General features: G+C 71.2%; 13 protein-coding genes. 9 read left to right on the top strand and 4 right to left on the bottom strand.

What is annotated here, in order from left to right:
- Positions 1-8 precede the first annotated feature (8 nt).
- The 7 genes from ACZ6TD_RS02180 (at position 9) to ACZ6TD_RS02150 (ending at position 8,726) form a co-directional block, all read left to right on the top strand.
- Positions 9-1,127, top strand: coding sequence for an asparagine synthetase B family protein (locus tag ACZ6TD_RS02180; protein WP_471349577.1), 1,119 nt, complete (start codon positions 9-11; stop codon positions 1,125-1,127).
- Positions 1,124-1,999, top strand: a complete 876-nt coding sequence (locus ACZ6TD_RS02175) for an LLM class flavin-dependent oxidoreductase (RefSeq protein ID WP_471349573.1) — start codon at positions 1,124-1,126, stop codon at positions 1,997-1,999. Before ACZ6TD_RS02180 ends, ACZ6TD_RS02175 begins: the two co-directional genes overlap by 4 nt.
- A gap of 283 nt (positions 2,000-2,282) precedes the next feature.
- Positions 2,283-3,290 (top strand): Lrp/AsnC family transcriptional regulator, encoded by a 1,008-nt coding sequence (locus ACZ6TD_RS02170; RefSeq protein WP_471349570.1) that lies wholly within the window; start codon positions 2,283-2,285, stop codon positions 3,288-3,290.
- 108 nt (positions 3,291-3,398) lie between these two features.
- Positions 3,399-4,355 carry a polysaccharide deacetylase family protein gene (locus tag ACZ6TD_RS02165; RefSeq protein WP_471349567.1) on the top strand — a complete coding sequence of 319 codons (957 nt, stop codon included), beginning with the start codon at positions 3,399-3,401 and terminating at the stop codon, positions 4,353-4,355.
- Positions 4,352-5,680, top strand: a complete 1,329-nt coding sequence (locus tag ACZ6TD_RS02160; protein ID WP_471349565.1) for an MFS transporter — start codon at positions 4,352-4,354, stop codon at positions 5,678-5,680. The genes ACZ6TD_RS02165 and ACZ6TD_RS02160 overlap by 4 nt, the downstream gene beginning before the upstream one ends.
- Positions 5,680-6,507, top strand: a complete 828-nt coding sequence (locus ACZ6TD_RS02155; RefSeq protein WP_471349563.1) for an SDR family NAD(P)-dependent oxidoreductase — start codon at positions 5,680-5,682, stop codon at positions 6,505-6,507. Before ACZ6TD_RS02160 ends, ACZ6TD_RS02155 begins: the two co-directional genes overlap by 1 nt.
- The gene (locus ACZ6TD_RS02150; RefSeq protein WP_471349561.1) at positions 6,504-8,726 is read left to right on the top strand and encodes a 2-dehydropantoate 2-reductase; all 2,223 of its coding nucleotides are present in this window, start codon (positions 6,504-6,506) and stop codon (positions 8,724-8,726) included. The genes ACZ6TD_RS02155 and ACZ6TD_RS02150 overlap by 4 nt, the downstream gene beginning before the upstream one ends.
- Positions 8,727-9,157: 431 nt before the next feature.
- On the opposite strand, the gene ACZ6TD_RS02145 is transcribed toward ACZ6TD_RS02150, so the two are convergent.
- Positions 9,158-10,102 carry an amidohydrolase family protein gene (locus tag ACZ6TD_RS02145; protein WP_471349559.1) on the bottom strand — a complete coding sequence of 315 codons (945 nt, stop codon included), beginning with the start codon at positions 10,100-10,102 and terminating at the stop codon, positions 9,158-9,160.
- A gap of 59 nt (positions 10,103-10,161) precedes the next feature.
- Between ACZ6TD_RS02145 and ACZ6TD_RS02140 the strand changes: the two genes are divergently transcribed.
- Positions 10,162-10,689: a MarR family winged helix-turn-helix transcriptional regulator gene (locus tag ACZ6TD_RS02140; RefSeq protein WP_471349557.1), complete on the top strand. Its 528-nt coding sequence runs from the start codon at positions 10,162-10,164 to the stop codon at positions 10,687-10,689.
- 123 nt (positions 10,690-10,812) lie between these two features.
- On the opposite strand, the gene ACZ6TD_RS02135 is transcribed toward ACZ6TD_RS02140, so the two are convergent.
- The 3 genes from ACZ6TD_RS02135 to ACZ6TD_RS02125 all read right to left on the bottom strand — a co-directional run bounded on the left by ACZ6TD_RS02135 (position 10,813) and on the right by ACZ6TD_RS02125 (position 13,978).
- Positions 10,813-11,562 (bottom strand): sulfite exporter TauE/SafE family protein, encoded by a 750-nt coding sequence (locus ACZ6TD_RS02135; RefSeq protein WP_471349555.1) that lies wholly within the window; start codon positions 11,560-11,562, stop codon positions 10,813-10,815.
- A 145-nt stretch (positions 11,563-11,707) separates the two neighbouring features.
- On the bottom strand, positions 11,708-13,072 hold the full coding sequence (locus ACZ6TD_RS02130) for an MBL fold metallo-hydrolase (RefSeq protein WP_471349553.1): 1,365 nt from the start codon (positions 13,070-13,072) through the stop codon (positions 11,708-11,710).
- Between the two features lie 252 nt (positions 13,073-13,324).
- Positions 13,325-13,978, bottom strand: coding sequence for a rhodanese-like domain-containing protein (locus ACZ6TD_RS02125; protein WP_471349552.1), 654 nt, complete (start codon positions 13,976-13,978; stop codon positions 13,325-13,327).
- Between the two features lie 312 nt (positions 13,979-14,290).
- Here ACZ6TD_RS02125 and ACZ6TD_RS02120 point away from each other — a divergent pair, with 312 nt between their 5' ends.
- Complete coding sequence (locus tag ACZ6TD_RS02120) at positions 14,291-15,115, top strand: class I SAM-dependent methyltransferase (RefSeq protein ID WP_471349549.1); 825 nt, start codon at positions 14,291-14,293, stop codon at positions 15,113-15,115.
- The last annotated feature ends 116 nt before the right edge of the window (positions 15,116-15,231 follow it).

Below are 15,231 nucleotides of genomic sequence, written 5' to 3'. Positions count from 1 at the left end.
GCTGTGACATGTGCGGTGTGATCGGCTGGCTCGACTTCACCCGGGACATGCGCCGGGAACGTGACGTGGTCGACGCGATGGTGGACACGATGCGCGACCGCGGGCCGGACGGCGCGGGCACCTGGTTCGGGCCGCACGTGGCGATTGGGCAGCGCCGGCTCGCGGTCATCGACATCGAGGGCGGTGACCAGCCGATGGCCGCGGCCGTGGGGCCGCACGACCTGCCGGTGGCGCTGGTACACACCGGCGAGGTCTACAACTTCCGCGAGCTGCGCCGGGAACTGGCCGGGCGCGGCCACCGGTTCGACACCGCCTGCGACACCGAGGTGGTACTCCGGGCATACCTGGAGTGGGGCGTGGGGTGCGTCGAACGCCTGGACGGCATGTTCGCCTTCGCCGTCTGGGACGGCGTACGCGAGGAGCTGGTGCTGGCGCGCGACCGGCTCGGCGTGAAGCCGCTCTACTACCATCCGCTGCCGGCGGGCGTGCTGTTCGCCTCGGAGCCGAAAGGGCTGCTGGCGAACCCGTTGTTCCGCCCGGAGGTGCCCGAGCACGCGCTGCCGATCCTGTTCAACGCGCGGCTGACGCTGCCCGGCGAGACGCCACTGCGCGACCTGTACGAGGTGAAGCCCGGCCATGTGATCCGGGTCGACCGCGCCGGCCGCCACGAGTACCCGTACTGGCGCCTGGTGAGCTGGGAGCACACCGACGACCTGACGGGGACCGTCCGCACCGTACGCCGGCTGCTCACCGAGGCGGTCGACCGGCAGCTCGTCGAGTACCTGTGGAACGTGCCGTGGTCGATGAAGGTGGCCGACGGTCGGGAGAAGAGCCTGCTGCGGATGGCGACCGAGGACCTGGTGCCGCCGGAGATCCGGTGGCGGGCCAAGTCCGGCTACCCGGCCCTGCACGACCCGGCCCACGACGCCGAGGTACGCCGCGCCGCCCGCGCCGTCGCCGCCGACGACACCTCGCCGCTCGCCGGACTGCTCGACGCCGACCGGGTACGCGCCCTCGCCGAGGGCACCGACGACACGATGACGCACGTCAGCGGCGCCCACTTTCTCGTACCGCTGGTCGAGGTGGACCGGTGGCTGCGCGCGTACGGGTTGGGTGTCCGGTCGTGACCGTGCGGCTCGGCGTGCTGGTGCTGCCGGAGCGTCCCGGGCCGGACGGCGTGCGGGTCTGGCGGCACGTGGAGGACCTCGGCGTACGCCACGCCTGGACGTATGACCACCTGCGCTGGGGCTCGCTGCCGGACCATCCGTGGTTCGACGCGATGACCACGCTCGCCGCGGCCGCCGCCGTCACCGACCGGATCGAGCTGGGCACGCTCGTCGCCTCGCCCCATATCCGGCACCCGGTGAACACGGCGGCGCAGGCGATGACGCTCGACCAGCTCAGTGGCGGCCGGTTCGTCCTCGGCATGGGCAGTGGCGCCGACGGCCCGGACGCCACGCTGCTCGGCGGGCCACGGCTCACCCCGCGGCAGCGGGCCGACCGGTTCGCCGAGTTCGTCGCGCTCGCCGACGCCACGCTGCGAGGCCAGACCGTCACCACCACCGGGCGCTACTACGCGGCCGACGGCGTACGCCTGGTTCCTGGCTGTGTGCGCGCGCCGCGCGTACCGTTCGCCATCGCCGCCACCGGCCGGCGGGGCATGCGGCTCGCCGCCGAGTACGGACAGTTCTGGGTGACGATCGGCGCACCCGGCGTGGCCACCGTCGACGAGGCGTTCCGCGCGCTGGCCGACCAGCTCGCCCGGCTCGACGCGGCCTGCGCCGAGGTCGGCCGGGACCGTGCGAGCCTGCGAACCCTGGTCAACCTGAGCCGGATCGTGCCCGACCCCTACACGTCCGCCGGCCGGCTCCGCGAGCTGCTCGCCCGGTGCGGCGACCTCGGGGTCACCGACGCGGTCGTCGCGTACCCGCGCGCCGACGGTGTCTTCGCCGGCGACCCGGCCGCCTTCGAGCGCGCGATCGCCGCCACCGCCGGCTGACTCCGGGGCGAGGGATGCGCACATCTCGGCACACCGACGTCGGCGACGTCCTGGACACCGTTGGAGCACGCCAACGCGTTGGGCCGGAACCGTGAGGGGTGAACTTTTTCGGATTCTCGTGTGACGTAATCCGTCACGCTTGACGTCATCCGTTCATGCGTACCGGAACTGCGGGCGTTACACCTTCGTAACCCCGGACGGTGCTGGATCACCTGGCTGTGACCTGGAATGATGCAGGATTCCGTCATTGACGAGCGGAAAAGCGCTGATTAGCGTCCGCCCCATGACCCACCGAGCCCCCGTGGACACCATCGACGACCTGGACCGCCGTGTCATCGCGGCGCTCCAGCTCAACGGTCGCGCCCCGTGGAGCGCGGTGGCTCGTTGGGTGGGCACGAGCGAGACGACCGCCCAGCGGCGCTACAAGGCCCTGCGCGAGCGGGGAGTGCTGCGGGTCGTCGGCAGTCTGGAGCTGGACCGCACGCGGGAGGGCTCTTCCATGCTGGTCCGGGTGCAGGCCAGACCCGGCCGCGGGCTGGACCTCGCGGACCAGCTCGCCGTCAGCCCGGACGTGCGCTTCCTCGCCGTCGTCACCGGTGCCGCCGATCTCATCGTCGATTTCGTTGCCCGCGACAACGAGGAGATGATGCGGATGCTCTTCACCGACCTGCCCGGGGCCGACCTGATCACCAGCACCGAGGCGGTCGCCGTCATCCGGGCCTTCACCTCCGCGTCGATGTGGGACACCGGGCTGCTGCCCGTTGAGGCGGCGGCGGACCTGCGGCCCGCCTCCCTCGCGTCGTCGTGCGACCGCGCCGACTGGGACGGGGCGCCAAAAGCGCTGACCGGTCTGGAGCAGGAGGTCGCCGCGGCCCTCAAGGAGGACGGCCGCGCCCAGGTCAGCACCCTGGCCCGGAGCCTGGGACACACCGAGTCCGGTGTCGCACGGGCCATGGACCGGCTCATCTCCCGCGGCATCCTGCAGTTCCGGACTCTCGTCGAACCGACCCTGCTCGGGTACGACGCGGAGTTCATGGTGTGGCTGTCGATTGAGCCCGACCGGCTCGATGCCGCGGGGCGGCAGCTCGCGCGGCATCCAGGAACCAAGTTCCTGGGCGCGGCGACCGGGCGCTTCAACCTCGTCGGGCACATGGTTCTGCCCCGCCGCACCGATCTGTTGCGCTACACCAGCGACATCATCGGGGCACTGCCCGGGCTGATCGCCTCCGACGTGACGTTGCACTTGGCCACCCTGAAGTACTCCTGGCACCGGATGGTCCGCGCCGTCTGAGCCCCCGGCCGGTTGTCGGGCACACCGCCAGGTGGTGGCCCCGCCGTACCTTCAACCACCCTCTTCCGACCGCCCTCCTCCCGTCCCCCGATCCTTGTGGAGACCACCATGCCCACAGACGACTTCGGCCTGCCCACGGAGAGCTGGCGCTGGCCCGAGCACACCTGGCGCGGCCATATCGACGCGGTCCGTGCCGGACGGCGGCTGGTCCCCGACCGCTGGCCCGGCGGTGCCCGGGTCGCGGTCGCCCTCTCCTTCGACTCCGACCACGAGACGATCCCGCTGCGTGACGGCGAGACCAGCCCCGGCCGACTCGCCCAGGGCGAGTACGGCGCCCGCGCCGGCGCTCCACGGATCCTGGACCTCCTGGCCCGCTACGGCGTCCCGGCGACCTTCTTCATGCCGGCCGTCTCCGCACTCGTCCACCCCGAGGAGGCCCGCGCCTACACCCGTGACGGGCACGAACTGGCCGTCCACGGATGGATCCACGAGCGCAACATGCTGCTGGGCCGCGAGGACGAGAAGGAACTCACGGCGCGCGCCCTCGACACCCTCACCACGCTGACCGGCCGGCGCCCCGTCGGCATCCGCACCCCGTCCTGGGACTTCTCGGACTCCACCCTCGACATCATGCTCGAGCTGGGCTTTGCCTACGACTCCTCGCTCATGGCCGACGACGAGCCCTACGAGATCGTCACTGAGGACCGGCCCACCGGCCTGGTGGAGATCCCCGTCGACTGGATCCGGGACGACGCCCCGTACTTCACGATGGACCGCTACGGGTCAGTCCGCCCGCACAGCCGCCCGCGCGACGTACGGGAGATCTGGACCGACGAGTTCGACGCCGCGTACCGGGACGGCGGCGTCTTCCAGCTCACCCTGCACCCGCACGTCATCGGTCACCGCTCGCGCCTGGTAGCGCTGCGGGAACTCCTCGACCACATCGCCGCTCACCCCGGCGTCTGGTACGCGACCCACGCCCAGCTCGCCGACATGGCCCGCAGCGTGCTGGACGGCCGGGCCGCAGCCGGTTCCGCCGCCGACACCCCGGAGCACACACCATGAACACCGGATCCGCCACGCCCACCGGCCCCCTGCGCGAGGACGGCGCCGCCCCCGCCACACTCCGGCTGAGCCGCGCCCAGCGCAAGGCCGTCGTCGCGGGCACCATAGGCAACACCGTCGAATGGGTCGACTGGGCGCTGTACTCCATCTTCGCCAAGATCATCGCAGATGAGTTCTTCCCCAAGAGCGACGGCGCGGTGGCCCTGCTGTCCACGCTCGCCGTCTTCGCCGTCGGGTTCGTGATGCGTCCGGTCGGTGCCGCCGTGCTCGGCGCCTACGCCGACCGCCACGGACGCAAGAAGGGCATGACCCTCACGGTCGGCCTGATGGCGGGCGCGGGCCTCGTCATCGCGATCACTCCGTCCTACGACAGCATCGGCATCGTCTCGCCGCTGATCCTGCTGGTCTCCCGGCTCGTGCAGGGGTTCTCCGCCGGCGGCGAATTCGGCTCCTCCTCCGCGTTCCTCGTCGAGTCGGCGGCTCGCGGCAGGCGCGCGTTCGCCGGGTCCTGGCAGCAGGTGTCGGTCGCCGGCGGTGTGCTCGTCGCCTCCCTCCTGGGCACACTCGCCACCTCGACACTGAGCGACGACGCCCTGCACTCCTGGGGCTGGCGCGCCGCGTTCATCCTCGGCGGCCTGCTCGGACTGGTCGGCCTGTGGCTGCGGATCTCCGTGGCGGACACCGACTCCTTCGCCCACATCCAGGGCGCCGGCCGCACCCGCACCAATCCCGTCAAGGCCATGTTCGTGGAGCACCCCGCGGCCGCCCTGCGCGTCGCCGGCATCACCGTGGCGGGCACCCTCACCTACTACATCTGGGTCAACTACCTGCCCACGTACGCGAATCTGACCACCGGCATCCCGCTGAAGACCGCGCTGCTGTCACAGGCCCTCTGCCTGGTCGTCTTCGTCATCGCGTTGCCCCTCATGGGCGTGGTCTCGGACCGCGTGGGACGCAAGCCGACCATGGCGGCGTTCGCCGGCGGTTTCGTCGTCCTGGCCTGGCCCCTGCTGCACCTGCTCGGCAACAGCTTCCTCAGCCTGTTCCTGGTCCAGCTCATCGGCATGCTGCTGATCCTCGGCTACTCCGCCAACTGCGCCGTCATCATGGCCGAGCAGTTCCCGCCGGAGGTACGCGCCACCGGCATCGCCCTGCCGTACGCCCTGGCAGTCGCGATCTTCGGCGGCACGGCGCCCTACCTGACGACCTGGCTGCACGAGAGCGGCCACAGCGACCTGCTGTGGGTCTACGTATCGGCAGCCTCACTGATCTCCCTCGTGGTCTACCTCACGATGCCGGAGACCAAGGACAAGGAGTTCAGCTGATGACCCACATCCTCGTCACCGGCGCCGCGGGTGGCATCGGCGGGGCGATCGCCGAGGAGTTCGCCGCCCAGGGCGCGTCCCTCACGCTCGTCGACCGCGACCCCGCCGCGCTCCAGCGCACCGGGGCACGTCTGGGAACCCCTACCGCGACACGGGCCGCGGACCTGACCGACCCCGACGCGCCCACCGCCGTCGTCGAGGCGGCCTGGACGGAGCACGGTCCCGTGGACGTCCTGGTCAACGCGGCGGGCGTCTACCCCTCCCTCGACATGACCGACGTGGACGCGCCGGCCTGGGACCGGCTGTTCGCCGTCAACCTGCGCGCTCCGGTCCTGGCGACCGCCGCTTTCGCCCGGCTCGCCACGGGGCATGGACGGCCCGGTTCGGTCGTCAACATCTCCTCGGGCTCCGCGCAGCGCGCCCGCCCCGGCGGAGGCCCCTACGCCAGCTCGAAAGCCGCCCTGGAGATGGCCACCCGCGCCGCCGCCCTGGAACTCGGCGCGCACGGCATCCGCGTCAACGCGGTCAGCCCCGGCTTCGTCCTGGTGGCCAGCGACTGCAACCCCGTCTCCGCGGAGTACGCGGCGGCCATCGGCACCAACCCGCTGGGCCGCCCAGGAACGCCGCAGGACATCGCGCGGGCGGTGCGCTGGCTCGCCGGCCCCGACGCCTCCTGGATCACCGGCGAGGTCCTGCGAGTGGACGGCGGATCCAGCACGGGCGCCCTTCACCTGCCCCGGATCTGGCAGCCCGACGACACCCGCGCCACCTTGTCCGGCCCCCTGCCGGCGGCCGCGACCGCGACCGCGGAAGGACACACCCGATGAACGACACCCATCCGAAGAAACCCGGATACACCATCGTCGGCGCGGGAGCGATCGGCGGCACCCTCGCCTTCGCCCTGGCCCGCGCCGGTCACCCGGTCACCGTCGTCGACGCCGACCACACCCACGTGGAGGCCATCCGCCGCCACGGACTCGTCGTCGCCCGCGGCGGCACCCGCGAGAGCGTGCCGGTCACCGCCACGACCCCGGACGGGTTCGCAGGCTCCCTCGGACGCGTACTGCTCGCCGTGAAGGCACAGGCCACCGATACCGCGCTCGACTGGATCGCGCCCCGCCTGGCCCCGGACGGCTACGTCGTCTCCCTGCAGAACGGCTTCAACGAGTCTTTGATCGCCCAGCGTGTCGGTGCCGCCCGCACCGTCGCGGCCTTCGTGAACATCTTCGCCGACGTCACCGAACCGGGCGTCATCCAGGACGGCGGCGCCGGAGCCCTCGTCATCGGCGAGCCCGACGGCGCGCCGGTCAGCCCGAGGGTCCGGGACCTGGTGGCCGACCTGCGTAGCTGGGGCCCGGCTGTGGCCAGTGACAACGTCGAGGGATACCTGTGGGCCAAAGCCGGGTTCGGCGCCATGCTCGCCGCCACCGCCCTCGCGGACGCCCCCATGGCCGAGCTCATCGACCGGCACCGCCCCGCCATGGCCGCCCTGACGGGCGAGATCTTCGCCGTGTCCGACCGCCTCGGCGTCACCCTGGAAGCGTTCGACGCCTTCGAACCGCACGCCTTCCGGCCAGGAGCGGACCCCGCTGCCCGGAACGCCGCCTTCGACCGCCTCACCGCATGGCTGCGCACCCAGACGAAGGACCGCAGCGGTATCTGGCGCGACCTCGCCGTACGCCACCGGCCCGTCGAGGCCCCCACCCACTACACCGACGTCTTCCACCACGCGGCACGCGAAGGTCTGCCCACGACCCTGTTGCGCACGGTCGTGAACGGCCTTCGCCAACTGGAGGGCGCCGCGCACCACATGTCGGAGTCACGGCTGGACGAACTGGACCGCCTGGCAAAGGCCCCCGCGCCCTCGCTTCCCCTCAACTCCGCACAGGCCGAAGCGGTCCGGCAATGGCTCGACGCCCGCCGCGAGGACATGGTCGCCGACCTCGCCGCCTACACCTCCCAGGGCAGCGCCAGCGACGACCTGGACGCCCTGGACACCTGCCTCGGCTGGCTGCGCGGCTGGCTCGACCGACGCCTCGGCGAACCGGAAGCCGAGGAAACCCTCGCGCGCGAGGAGACCGGAGACATCCTCGTCCGCCGCTACTCCGCCCGGGACACCACCACCCAGGACGACCGCCCGGTACTTCTCCTCGGGCACTACGACACCGTATGGCCGACCGGCACCCTCGACACGTGGTCCTTCCAGCGAGACGGCGACCGCATCAGTGGACCCGGCGTCTTCGACATGAAGGCCGGCCTCGTCCAGGCGGTCTGGGCACTCCGCGCCCTCGACGCCCTCGACCTACCCCGCCCGGCCTGCACCGTGATGCTGAACGGCGACGAGGAGACCGGTAGCCTCGCCTCCCGCGACGCCATCGTGGAGGAGGCCCGCGACAGCAGGCTCGCCATGGTCTTCGAGGCCGCCGCCGACGGCGCGATCAAGACCGCCCGCAAAGGCGTCGGACTGTTCACCGTCACGGTCACCGGCAGCGAGGCCCACGCCGGACTGGACCCGACCGCCGGAGCCAGCGCCGTGGACGAACTCGCCCACCAGATCCTGCGCCTGGCAGATCTGCGCTCCCTGGACGCGGGTACGTCGCTGAACGTGGGCGTGGTGGCGGGAGGCACCCGCGGCAACGTCACGGCGGGACACGCCGTCGGCCACATCGACGTCCGCGTCGCCACCGCCGCCGAACAGCAGCGCGTCGGAGAGGCCCTCGCCGTTCTGCGTCCCGTCGACCCGCGGACCCGCGTGGAGGTCACCGGGGGCTGGAACCGCCCGGTGTTCGAACGGACGGAAGGCGTCGCCGCGCTCGCCGACCTGGCACGCCGGTGCGCCGCGCTGCTCGGACACGACCTGCCCGAGGCGTCGGTCGGCGGAGCCAGCGACGGCAACTTCGTCGTGGCCCAGGGCACGCCGGTCCTGGACGGTATCGGCGCGGTGGGCTCGGGCGCACACGCCCGCTCGGAGAACACCTCGGTGTCGGGCATGGTCACACGTGCCGCGCTGGCCGCCACGGTGCTGGTGGCGCTGGCACTCGAATGAACCGTGCCGCCACGTGTGCCCGCTGCGCTACCGCGGCGCACTTGGCCTTACCGCGGTTGACGGCACGAGATTTCTTCGGCGGCGGGTTCCCGGGGCCAGGTTCCCGGGGCCAGGTACCCGGGGCCAGGTACCCGGGGTCAGTGCTCGACCCGAGGATCGCGGCTGCCATCCAGCGGCAGAACGCGGGCTTCTCTCGTATTCCCTACCGGTCAGTATTTCGCTCCCCCCGATCCAGACGGCCAGCGCACGCACCCAGCGGGTCCGCCCCGTGAAGCCCACCAGACGCAAACGCAGCCGACGATGACGGCGACGAGGAGGAGGGACAGGACGAGTACAGCCATGGCCCTCACGGTGTCAGTGCTTGGGCGCCGGGACGTCCCCCGGCTCGGGCGGGTCGGGCGGGGGTTCTCGGCGAGGGCAGCGGGCTGTGGTCAGCGGGCGAGCCGGGGGAAGAGGATTTCGGCGTTCTTGCGGTTGATGTCTTCCGCCTGGCCGGGCGTGAAGTCGCGGTAGGTCTCCAGGAAGTGGTTGTAGTAGGTGCCGGCTTCCTGCGGGGCGAAGGGCCAGTCGCTGCCGTAGAGGACGTGGCCGGGTTCGGCGAAGGCGAGGAGGGCGGGCAGGGCGCTGGGGCTGGCGGACAGGGCGGTGTCGAAGTAGAAGCGCTTCAGGTCGCGCAGGATGTCCTCGGCGTCGCGGTCGGGGTCGACGACGGTGGAGGTCAGTCCGGAGAAGCGGTAGGCGGCGTAGGGGAGGAAGCCGCCGCCGTGGGAGAGGATCACCCGCACGTTCGGGTAGCGGCTCATCACGCCGTTCAGTACCAGGTTGAGGGCGCTTCGGGTGGTGTCGAAGACGTAGTCGGCCAGCGGGGCGGGGGTGCCGGGGAGCAGGGGCATCGGGGGCTGGGCGGGGTGGACGAAGACGTTCGCCGCGCGGCGGTCGAGTTCGGCCCACAGCGGCTCGAAGCCGGGGTCACCGAGGTAGCGCCCGCGGGCGTTGGACATCAGCACGACACCGTCGGCGTGCAGGGTGTCCAGCGCGTGCACGGCCTCGGCCACGGCGGCGTCGACGTCGGGCAGCGGGATGCTGGCGAAGTGGCCGAAGCGGCCGGGGTTGTCCTTGACCACCTCGGCGCCGTACTCGTTCACGGCGCGGGCCAGGCCCCTGGCCTGGGTGTCGTCGCCGAGGTGGACGCCGGGGGAGGTGACGGACAGGACGCCGGTGGCGATGCCCTGCTGGTCCATCATGGCGATGGCGCTCTCGGGGCTCCAGGCGGGGATGGCCCAGCCGCCGGAGTCCAGGCCCTGCGCGGCGAGGGTCTGGGCCCAGACCGGCGGAACGATGTGCTGGTGGACGTCGATGCGAGCGGGGAAGACCACGTTGATCAGCCTCCTGATACTTAGCTTGCTAACAATGTTTCTTTAGTAAGCTAACAGTCATGAGAGAGACGGGCGAATCCGAGATCCGCGGCGCCTCCGACGTGCCCGTGGAGCGCGATATCGAGCACCTGGCCCAGGCTGCCGATCGGCTCTTCTACACCATGCGGCGCTCACGGTCCGCCACGGCCGGCCAATCCGGAGCTGGTCTGTCCATGTCACAGCTGGCCCTGCTCGCGGCGCTGACCGAGGATACCGAGGGCGAGGGCCTGCCGGTCGGACGATTGGCCGCCAACGCCGAGATCAGCGTCCCCACCGCCACCCGCATGCTGCAGCAGCTGGAGGGCAAGAACGTGGTCACCCGACGCCGTGCGCCGCACGACGAGCGCCAGGTCCTCATCCGGCTCACCGAGGAAGGCGCGGAACGCCTCGCCGCCATGCAGGCCGAGCTGCGCGCACGCCAGTACGCTGCCCTGTCGCAATTCGCGCCGCAGGAGCGGCACGAGCTCGCCACCCAGTTGCACCGCCTTGCCGGCATCATCGGCGAGACCATCCCCGGAGCAGCCGGATCGGCGGCGGACGAGGGCTGAAACGTGCCCTAGGGCACTGTGATCAACCCCGAGAGCGAGCGGCGGTGCCGTGCCGCGCCACAGCGGTGGTCCCGGCCGTCTCCCGTGACGGCCGGGACCACCTGTCGCCGGCCTGAGCTGCCGTCATGTCACGGCGTCGGCAAGCATGAAGGCGGCCACGGCCAGCAGGACCGCCGCGAAAATACGCTGCAGGCGGGGCCCGGAGACCTTCGCGGCCATGCGCTTGCCGTCCCAGGCGCCCAGGATCGCGGTTCCGATGAACGGGCCGATCAGCGCCCAGTCGAGCGAGGCGGCGGCGCCGGAGCGAGTGGCCAGGGAAGCCAGTGAGTTGGCCGTGATGACCAGCAGGCTGGTGCCGACCGCGGCCTCCATCTCGAAGGCCAGGACGGTGACCAGAGCGGGGACGGCGAGAAAGCCGCCGCCCACACCGAGTAGTCCGGTCAGCGTGCCCAGGCCGGCACCGGCCCCGGCTGCCTGGCCGGGCCGTACGTCACCGCTCCCGGGCCGGGCGGTGGCAGCGGGCCGGAGCATTTTGATGGCGGAGAGGATGGCTGTAGCGGCGAAGGCGATGGTGAGGACGGCCTGGGGCAGGTGGGTGGCGGCGGCTCCAGCGGCAGCCGCCGGAAGAATCCCGGCGGCTGCGAACGCCGCTCCGGCCTTCCACCGCACCTGCCCGGCTTGGGCGTGCGCGTACAGGGCGGTCAGGGATGTCGCGGTGACGATGATCAGGCCGGCGGTGGTGGCCGCGGCCGGGGTGAAGCCGAGCAGGTAGATCAGCGCGGGCACCGCCAGGACGCTGCCGCCGCCCCCGAGGGCGCCGAGCGTCAGGCCGACGACGGCTCCTGCGATCAGGGCCAGGATCAGGGCGGTCACGCTCTTCGTCCACTGTGTCGGCTGTCGTCGGCCACCGGCAGCCCGGTCCCGGTGACGCGGGGGTGGGCCTGTTCGGGGCCGAGGCGGCCAGGACCCTGGCGGGAGAGGAACATCGCGTGCCTTCTGTGCGGGTGGAGCAAGGGATTCAGAGCCGGGGGACGCTCAGGCCCGTGTCGGCGGCGGCCTCGAAGCCGTCATCGATGGCGACGACCTTTCGTCCGGTCGCGTCCAGGAGGGAAGCGGCGATCGCCGCGCGCATCCCGCCGGCGCAGTGCACCCACACCGTGCCGTCAGGCACCTCGCCGACCCGGCCGTGCAGCTCGTGGAGCGGAATGTGCACGGAGCCCTCGATGAAGCCGTGCGCGCGTTCGGAATCCCGGCGCACATCCAGTACCACCACGTCCTCGCCACGCTCGTGTGCGTCCGCGAGGTCGGCGAAGCGGGCGCGGCGGAAGGAGGCGAGCTGTTCTCCGTCACGGACCCAGGCGGCTGGATCTCCGGTGGCGGCGGCGGCCGGACGGTCGATGCCGACCCGGGTCAGCTCCCGCTGCGCGTCGGCGATCTGCGCCGCGGTGTCGCCGAGCAGGGTGACCGGCTTGCCCCACGGGATCAGCCAGGCCAGATAGGTGGCGGGCTTGCCGCTGCCCTCGAAGTTGAACGATCCGGCCACATGGCCGTCGGCGAAGGCGACCCGGCTGCGCAGGTCCACCACCCACTCACCCGCCGCCAGCCGTTCGGCGATCTGCGCGGCGTCGGCGGGCTCGGGCGGGGTCAGGTCGACGGGCGCGGGGCCGGCGGCGTTGACCGGGCCCATGTGCGTGTAGTAGGCGGGCACGTCTTCCAGTCCGGCCAGGAGCCGCTTCACGAAGGTGTCCACATCCAGGGTGAAAGCGTCGTTGCTGGCGCGTTCGTCGCCGATCGTGGTCGCGTCGCCCTCGGTCTGGGAGGAGGAGCAGAAGCTGCCGAAGCCGTGTGTGGGCAGCACGGGTACCTCGTCGTCGAGCGTTGCCGCCAGCCGGTGGGCGGAGGCGTGCTGCGCGCGGGCCAGGTGCTCGGTCAGCCGCGGGTCCACCAGGTCCGGACGCCCCACGGTGCCGATCAGTAGTGAGCCGCCGGTGAAGACCGCCACCGCGCGGCCGTCCTCCTCCAGTGCGTAGGAGGTGTGGTGCGGGGTGTGGCCCGGGGTGGCTATCGCGCGCAGCACCAGGTGCTCGTCCACCTCGGACGTGTCGCCGTCGGTGACGGGAGTGCGGGGGAAGGAGACGCTGGCGTCGGCCGGGACCAGGTAGCGGGCGCCGGTGAGGCGGGCCAGTTCCAGCCCGCCGGTGACGTAGTCGTTGTGCACGTGCGTCTCCGCCACGTAGGCGATGCGCACCCCTCGCCGGGCGGCGGTGGCGATCACCTGGTCGATGTCCCGCGGCGGGTCGACCACGACCGCTGCTCTCGGACCGCCGGCCAGGTAACTGCGGTTGCCCAGCCCCTCGAACTCCAGGGTGTCGACAAAATACATGGTGTGGCTCTTTTCTGGGATGGCGTACCCGGGAAATTCCCGTCCCGGGAAACCGCCGCCATGTGACAAGCGATCACCGCCTGACATGGCGGCAGGGGATTTCTCGAAGGGCGCGAGGCGGATGGCGTGCCCGGCCGGCCTCATGTCGGCGGACGTATACGACGGTCATCCGCCGGTTTTGCTTTCGGGTTATCCGCCGGTTCTGCTTTCGTCAGTCCTCGCGTATCGCAGCTTTGGCACGGTCGCCGTTGTTCACCGCGTCCCGCGGTCGGGGAAGGTGACCGGCAGCCCTGCCGCTTCCCAAGCCTCAAGGCCGCCTGCCACGCTGTAGACGGAGGAGCGGCCCGCGCGGATCGCCCGCGCGCCGGCCTGCACGCTGCGTGCGCCCGTGCGGCATACGAAGGCCAGTGGGCCGTCAGGCAGATCTGACAGCGAGGCCGGCAGTGTGCTGAGCGCGGCGTGGACGGCGCCGGCCGGGTGACGCGCCGCCCATTCATCGTCTTCACGGACATCGACCAGCGTGAGGTTCCCGTCCACGACGCGGCGACGCGCCTCGGCAGGAGACAGGTCAGCGGGCGTGTGACCGTCGCCGGAGCCCAGGCTCTGCTTCGTGCCGGGCAGGACCGTCCGGATCGCCTCGTAGTTCGAGGCGTGGGCGACGGCAATCTGCTGTCCCATCATCGGGCAGACGTTCATCGCCTCTTCCCAGTGAGCGGTGGACTCCCATTCCGCCACGTTGACGAGAGAGAACTTACTCCCCGGAACGATCGTGCGGAACATATACGTCCGAATGAAACCGGGCTGAGCTGCCATGACCTCCGCGGCGTCCTGCCAGGCGTCGAGGTAAGAGCTTTCCTTCTCCTCGTCGATCTCAATCGGAATGATCACGACGTGGCGATTTTCCATCTGCCGTCTCCTCTGTTCTTGTAAGGTAATTGCGACTTCTGGCGTACCGCTCGAGCCGGAGAGGTCCCGGCGAATGAGGGAACACGACCGAGTCCGAGAGGTACCCGTACTGGGTCGCGAGCCAGTACTTTCTGAATGCAGCCTGCGCGCATATGTTCATGAGCGGCAAGTGGCTTTGCCGAACTGGCAATTCGGTCGGTGCGGCGGTCCGCACGCGGGCATGCATCACCGCGGTTCCACGGTCTGTGAGATCTCGCCCTCGGCCTTCTTTGGGTTTCCCCGCACCCTGCGGACGCCTGCCATAGTGAGCCCATGACCGACGCGTACGAGCGGATGATGCGGGCCAACCAGTCGAACTGGGACGCCAGAACCCCCGTGCACCTCGCCAGCCGGTTCTACGGGATCGACGGGGAGCCCGACCCGTCCCGCTGGTTCGCCCCCTGGGAGTGGGACGACCTCGGCGAGCTGGCCGGCCGCGATGTGCTGCACCTGCAGTGCCACCTGGGCACGGAGACGATTGCCTTCGCGCAGCGCGGGGCGCGGACCGTCGGCCTGGACTTCTCCGCGGCATCTGTGACGGCGGCGACCGGCATCGCGGCGCGTGCCGGCTTCGACGTGAGGTACGTACAGGCCAATGTGTACGACGCGGTGGAGGCCCTCGGCGGGCAGCGGTTCGACGTCGTCTACACCGGCAAGGGCGCCCTGTGCTACCTCCCCGACCTGGACCGCTGGGCTGGTGTCGTCGCCGAACTGCTGCGTCCCGGCGGCCGCTTGTACGTCGTGGAGTTCCACCCGCTCCTCAACTCGCTGGGCCCCAAGCCCGCCCCCGGAGAGGGACCCGAACTCCTGCTGCGGCATGACTACTTGGGTGGCGGCGGCCCCGTGCACCGCGACGCGAGGCACACCTACACCGACGGCCCGGCCGTCGAGGGCGCCACCGACAGCTACGAGTGGATGCACGGGCTGGGCGAGGTGGTCAATGCCCTGATCGGGGCCGGCCTGGAGATCCGACGGCTGCGCGAGAGTCCTGAACTGCCCTGGCCGCGCTGGCCCCATATGGTTCCTGGCTCATCGGGCTGGTGGCGGCTGCCGGAGCCGGGGATCCCTCTGCTGTACGGACTTTTGGCATCCCGCTGAGCGAACGGCCACGGTGGTGACCGGCTGCGGGCAGGTCGGCGGCCACACCAAAGGTCGCCGCCGCTGCAACAGCTGACCGCCGAATCCCCTGTTGCGTCGAGTGGCAGCGGCCGGGG

It is taken from the genome of Streptomyces yongxingensis, assembly GCF_055597465.1.
This window is presented reverse-complemented; position numbering and strand designations above follow the sequence as displayed.

Excerpts from the sequence above, each read along its gene's own strand:
- ACZ6TD_RS02155 (WP_471349563.1), top strand. The coding sequence starts at position 5,680 with ATGACCCACATCCTCGTCACCGGCGCCGCGGGTGGCATCGGCGGGGCG.
- ACZ6TD_RS02160 (WP_471349565.1), top strand. The coding sequence starts at position 4,352 with ATGAACACCGGATCCGCCACGCCCACCGGCCCCCTGCGCGAGGACGGC.
- ACZ6TD_RS02180 (WP_471349577.1), top strand. The coding sequence starts at position 9 with ATGTGCGGTGTGATCGGCTGGCTCGACTTCACCCGGGACATGCGCCGG.
- ACZ6TD_RS02120 (WP_471349549.1), top strand. The coding sequence starts at position 14,291 with ATGACCGACGCGTACGAGCGGATGATGCGGGCCAACCAGTCGAACTGG.
- ACZ6TD_RS02150 (WP_471349561.1), top strand. The coding sequence starts at position 6,504 with ATGAACGACACCCATCCGAAGAAACCCGGATACACCATCGTCGGCGCG.
- ACZ6TD_RS02140 (WP_471349557.1), top strand. The coding sequence starts at position 10,162 with ATGAGAGAGACGGGCGAATCCGAGATCCGCGGCGCCTCCGACGTGCCC.
- ACZ6TD_RS02125 (WP_471349552.1), bottom strand. The coding sequence starts at position 13,978 with ATGGAAAATCGCCACGTCGTGATCATTCCGATTGAGATCGACGAGGAG.
- ACZ6TD_RS02130 (WP_471349553.1), bottom strand. The coding sequence starts at position 13,072 with ATGTATTTTGTCGACACCCTGGAGTTCGAGGGGCTGGGCAACCGCAGT.
- ACZ6TD_RS02170 (WP_471349570.1), top strand. The coding sequence starts at position 2,283 with ATGACCCACCGAGCCCCCGTGGACACCATCGACGACCTGGACCGCCGT.
- ACZ6TD_RS02165 (WP_471349567.1), top strand. The coding sequence starts at position 3,399 with ATGCCCACAGACGACTTCGGCCTGCCCACGGAGAGCTGGCGCTGGCCC.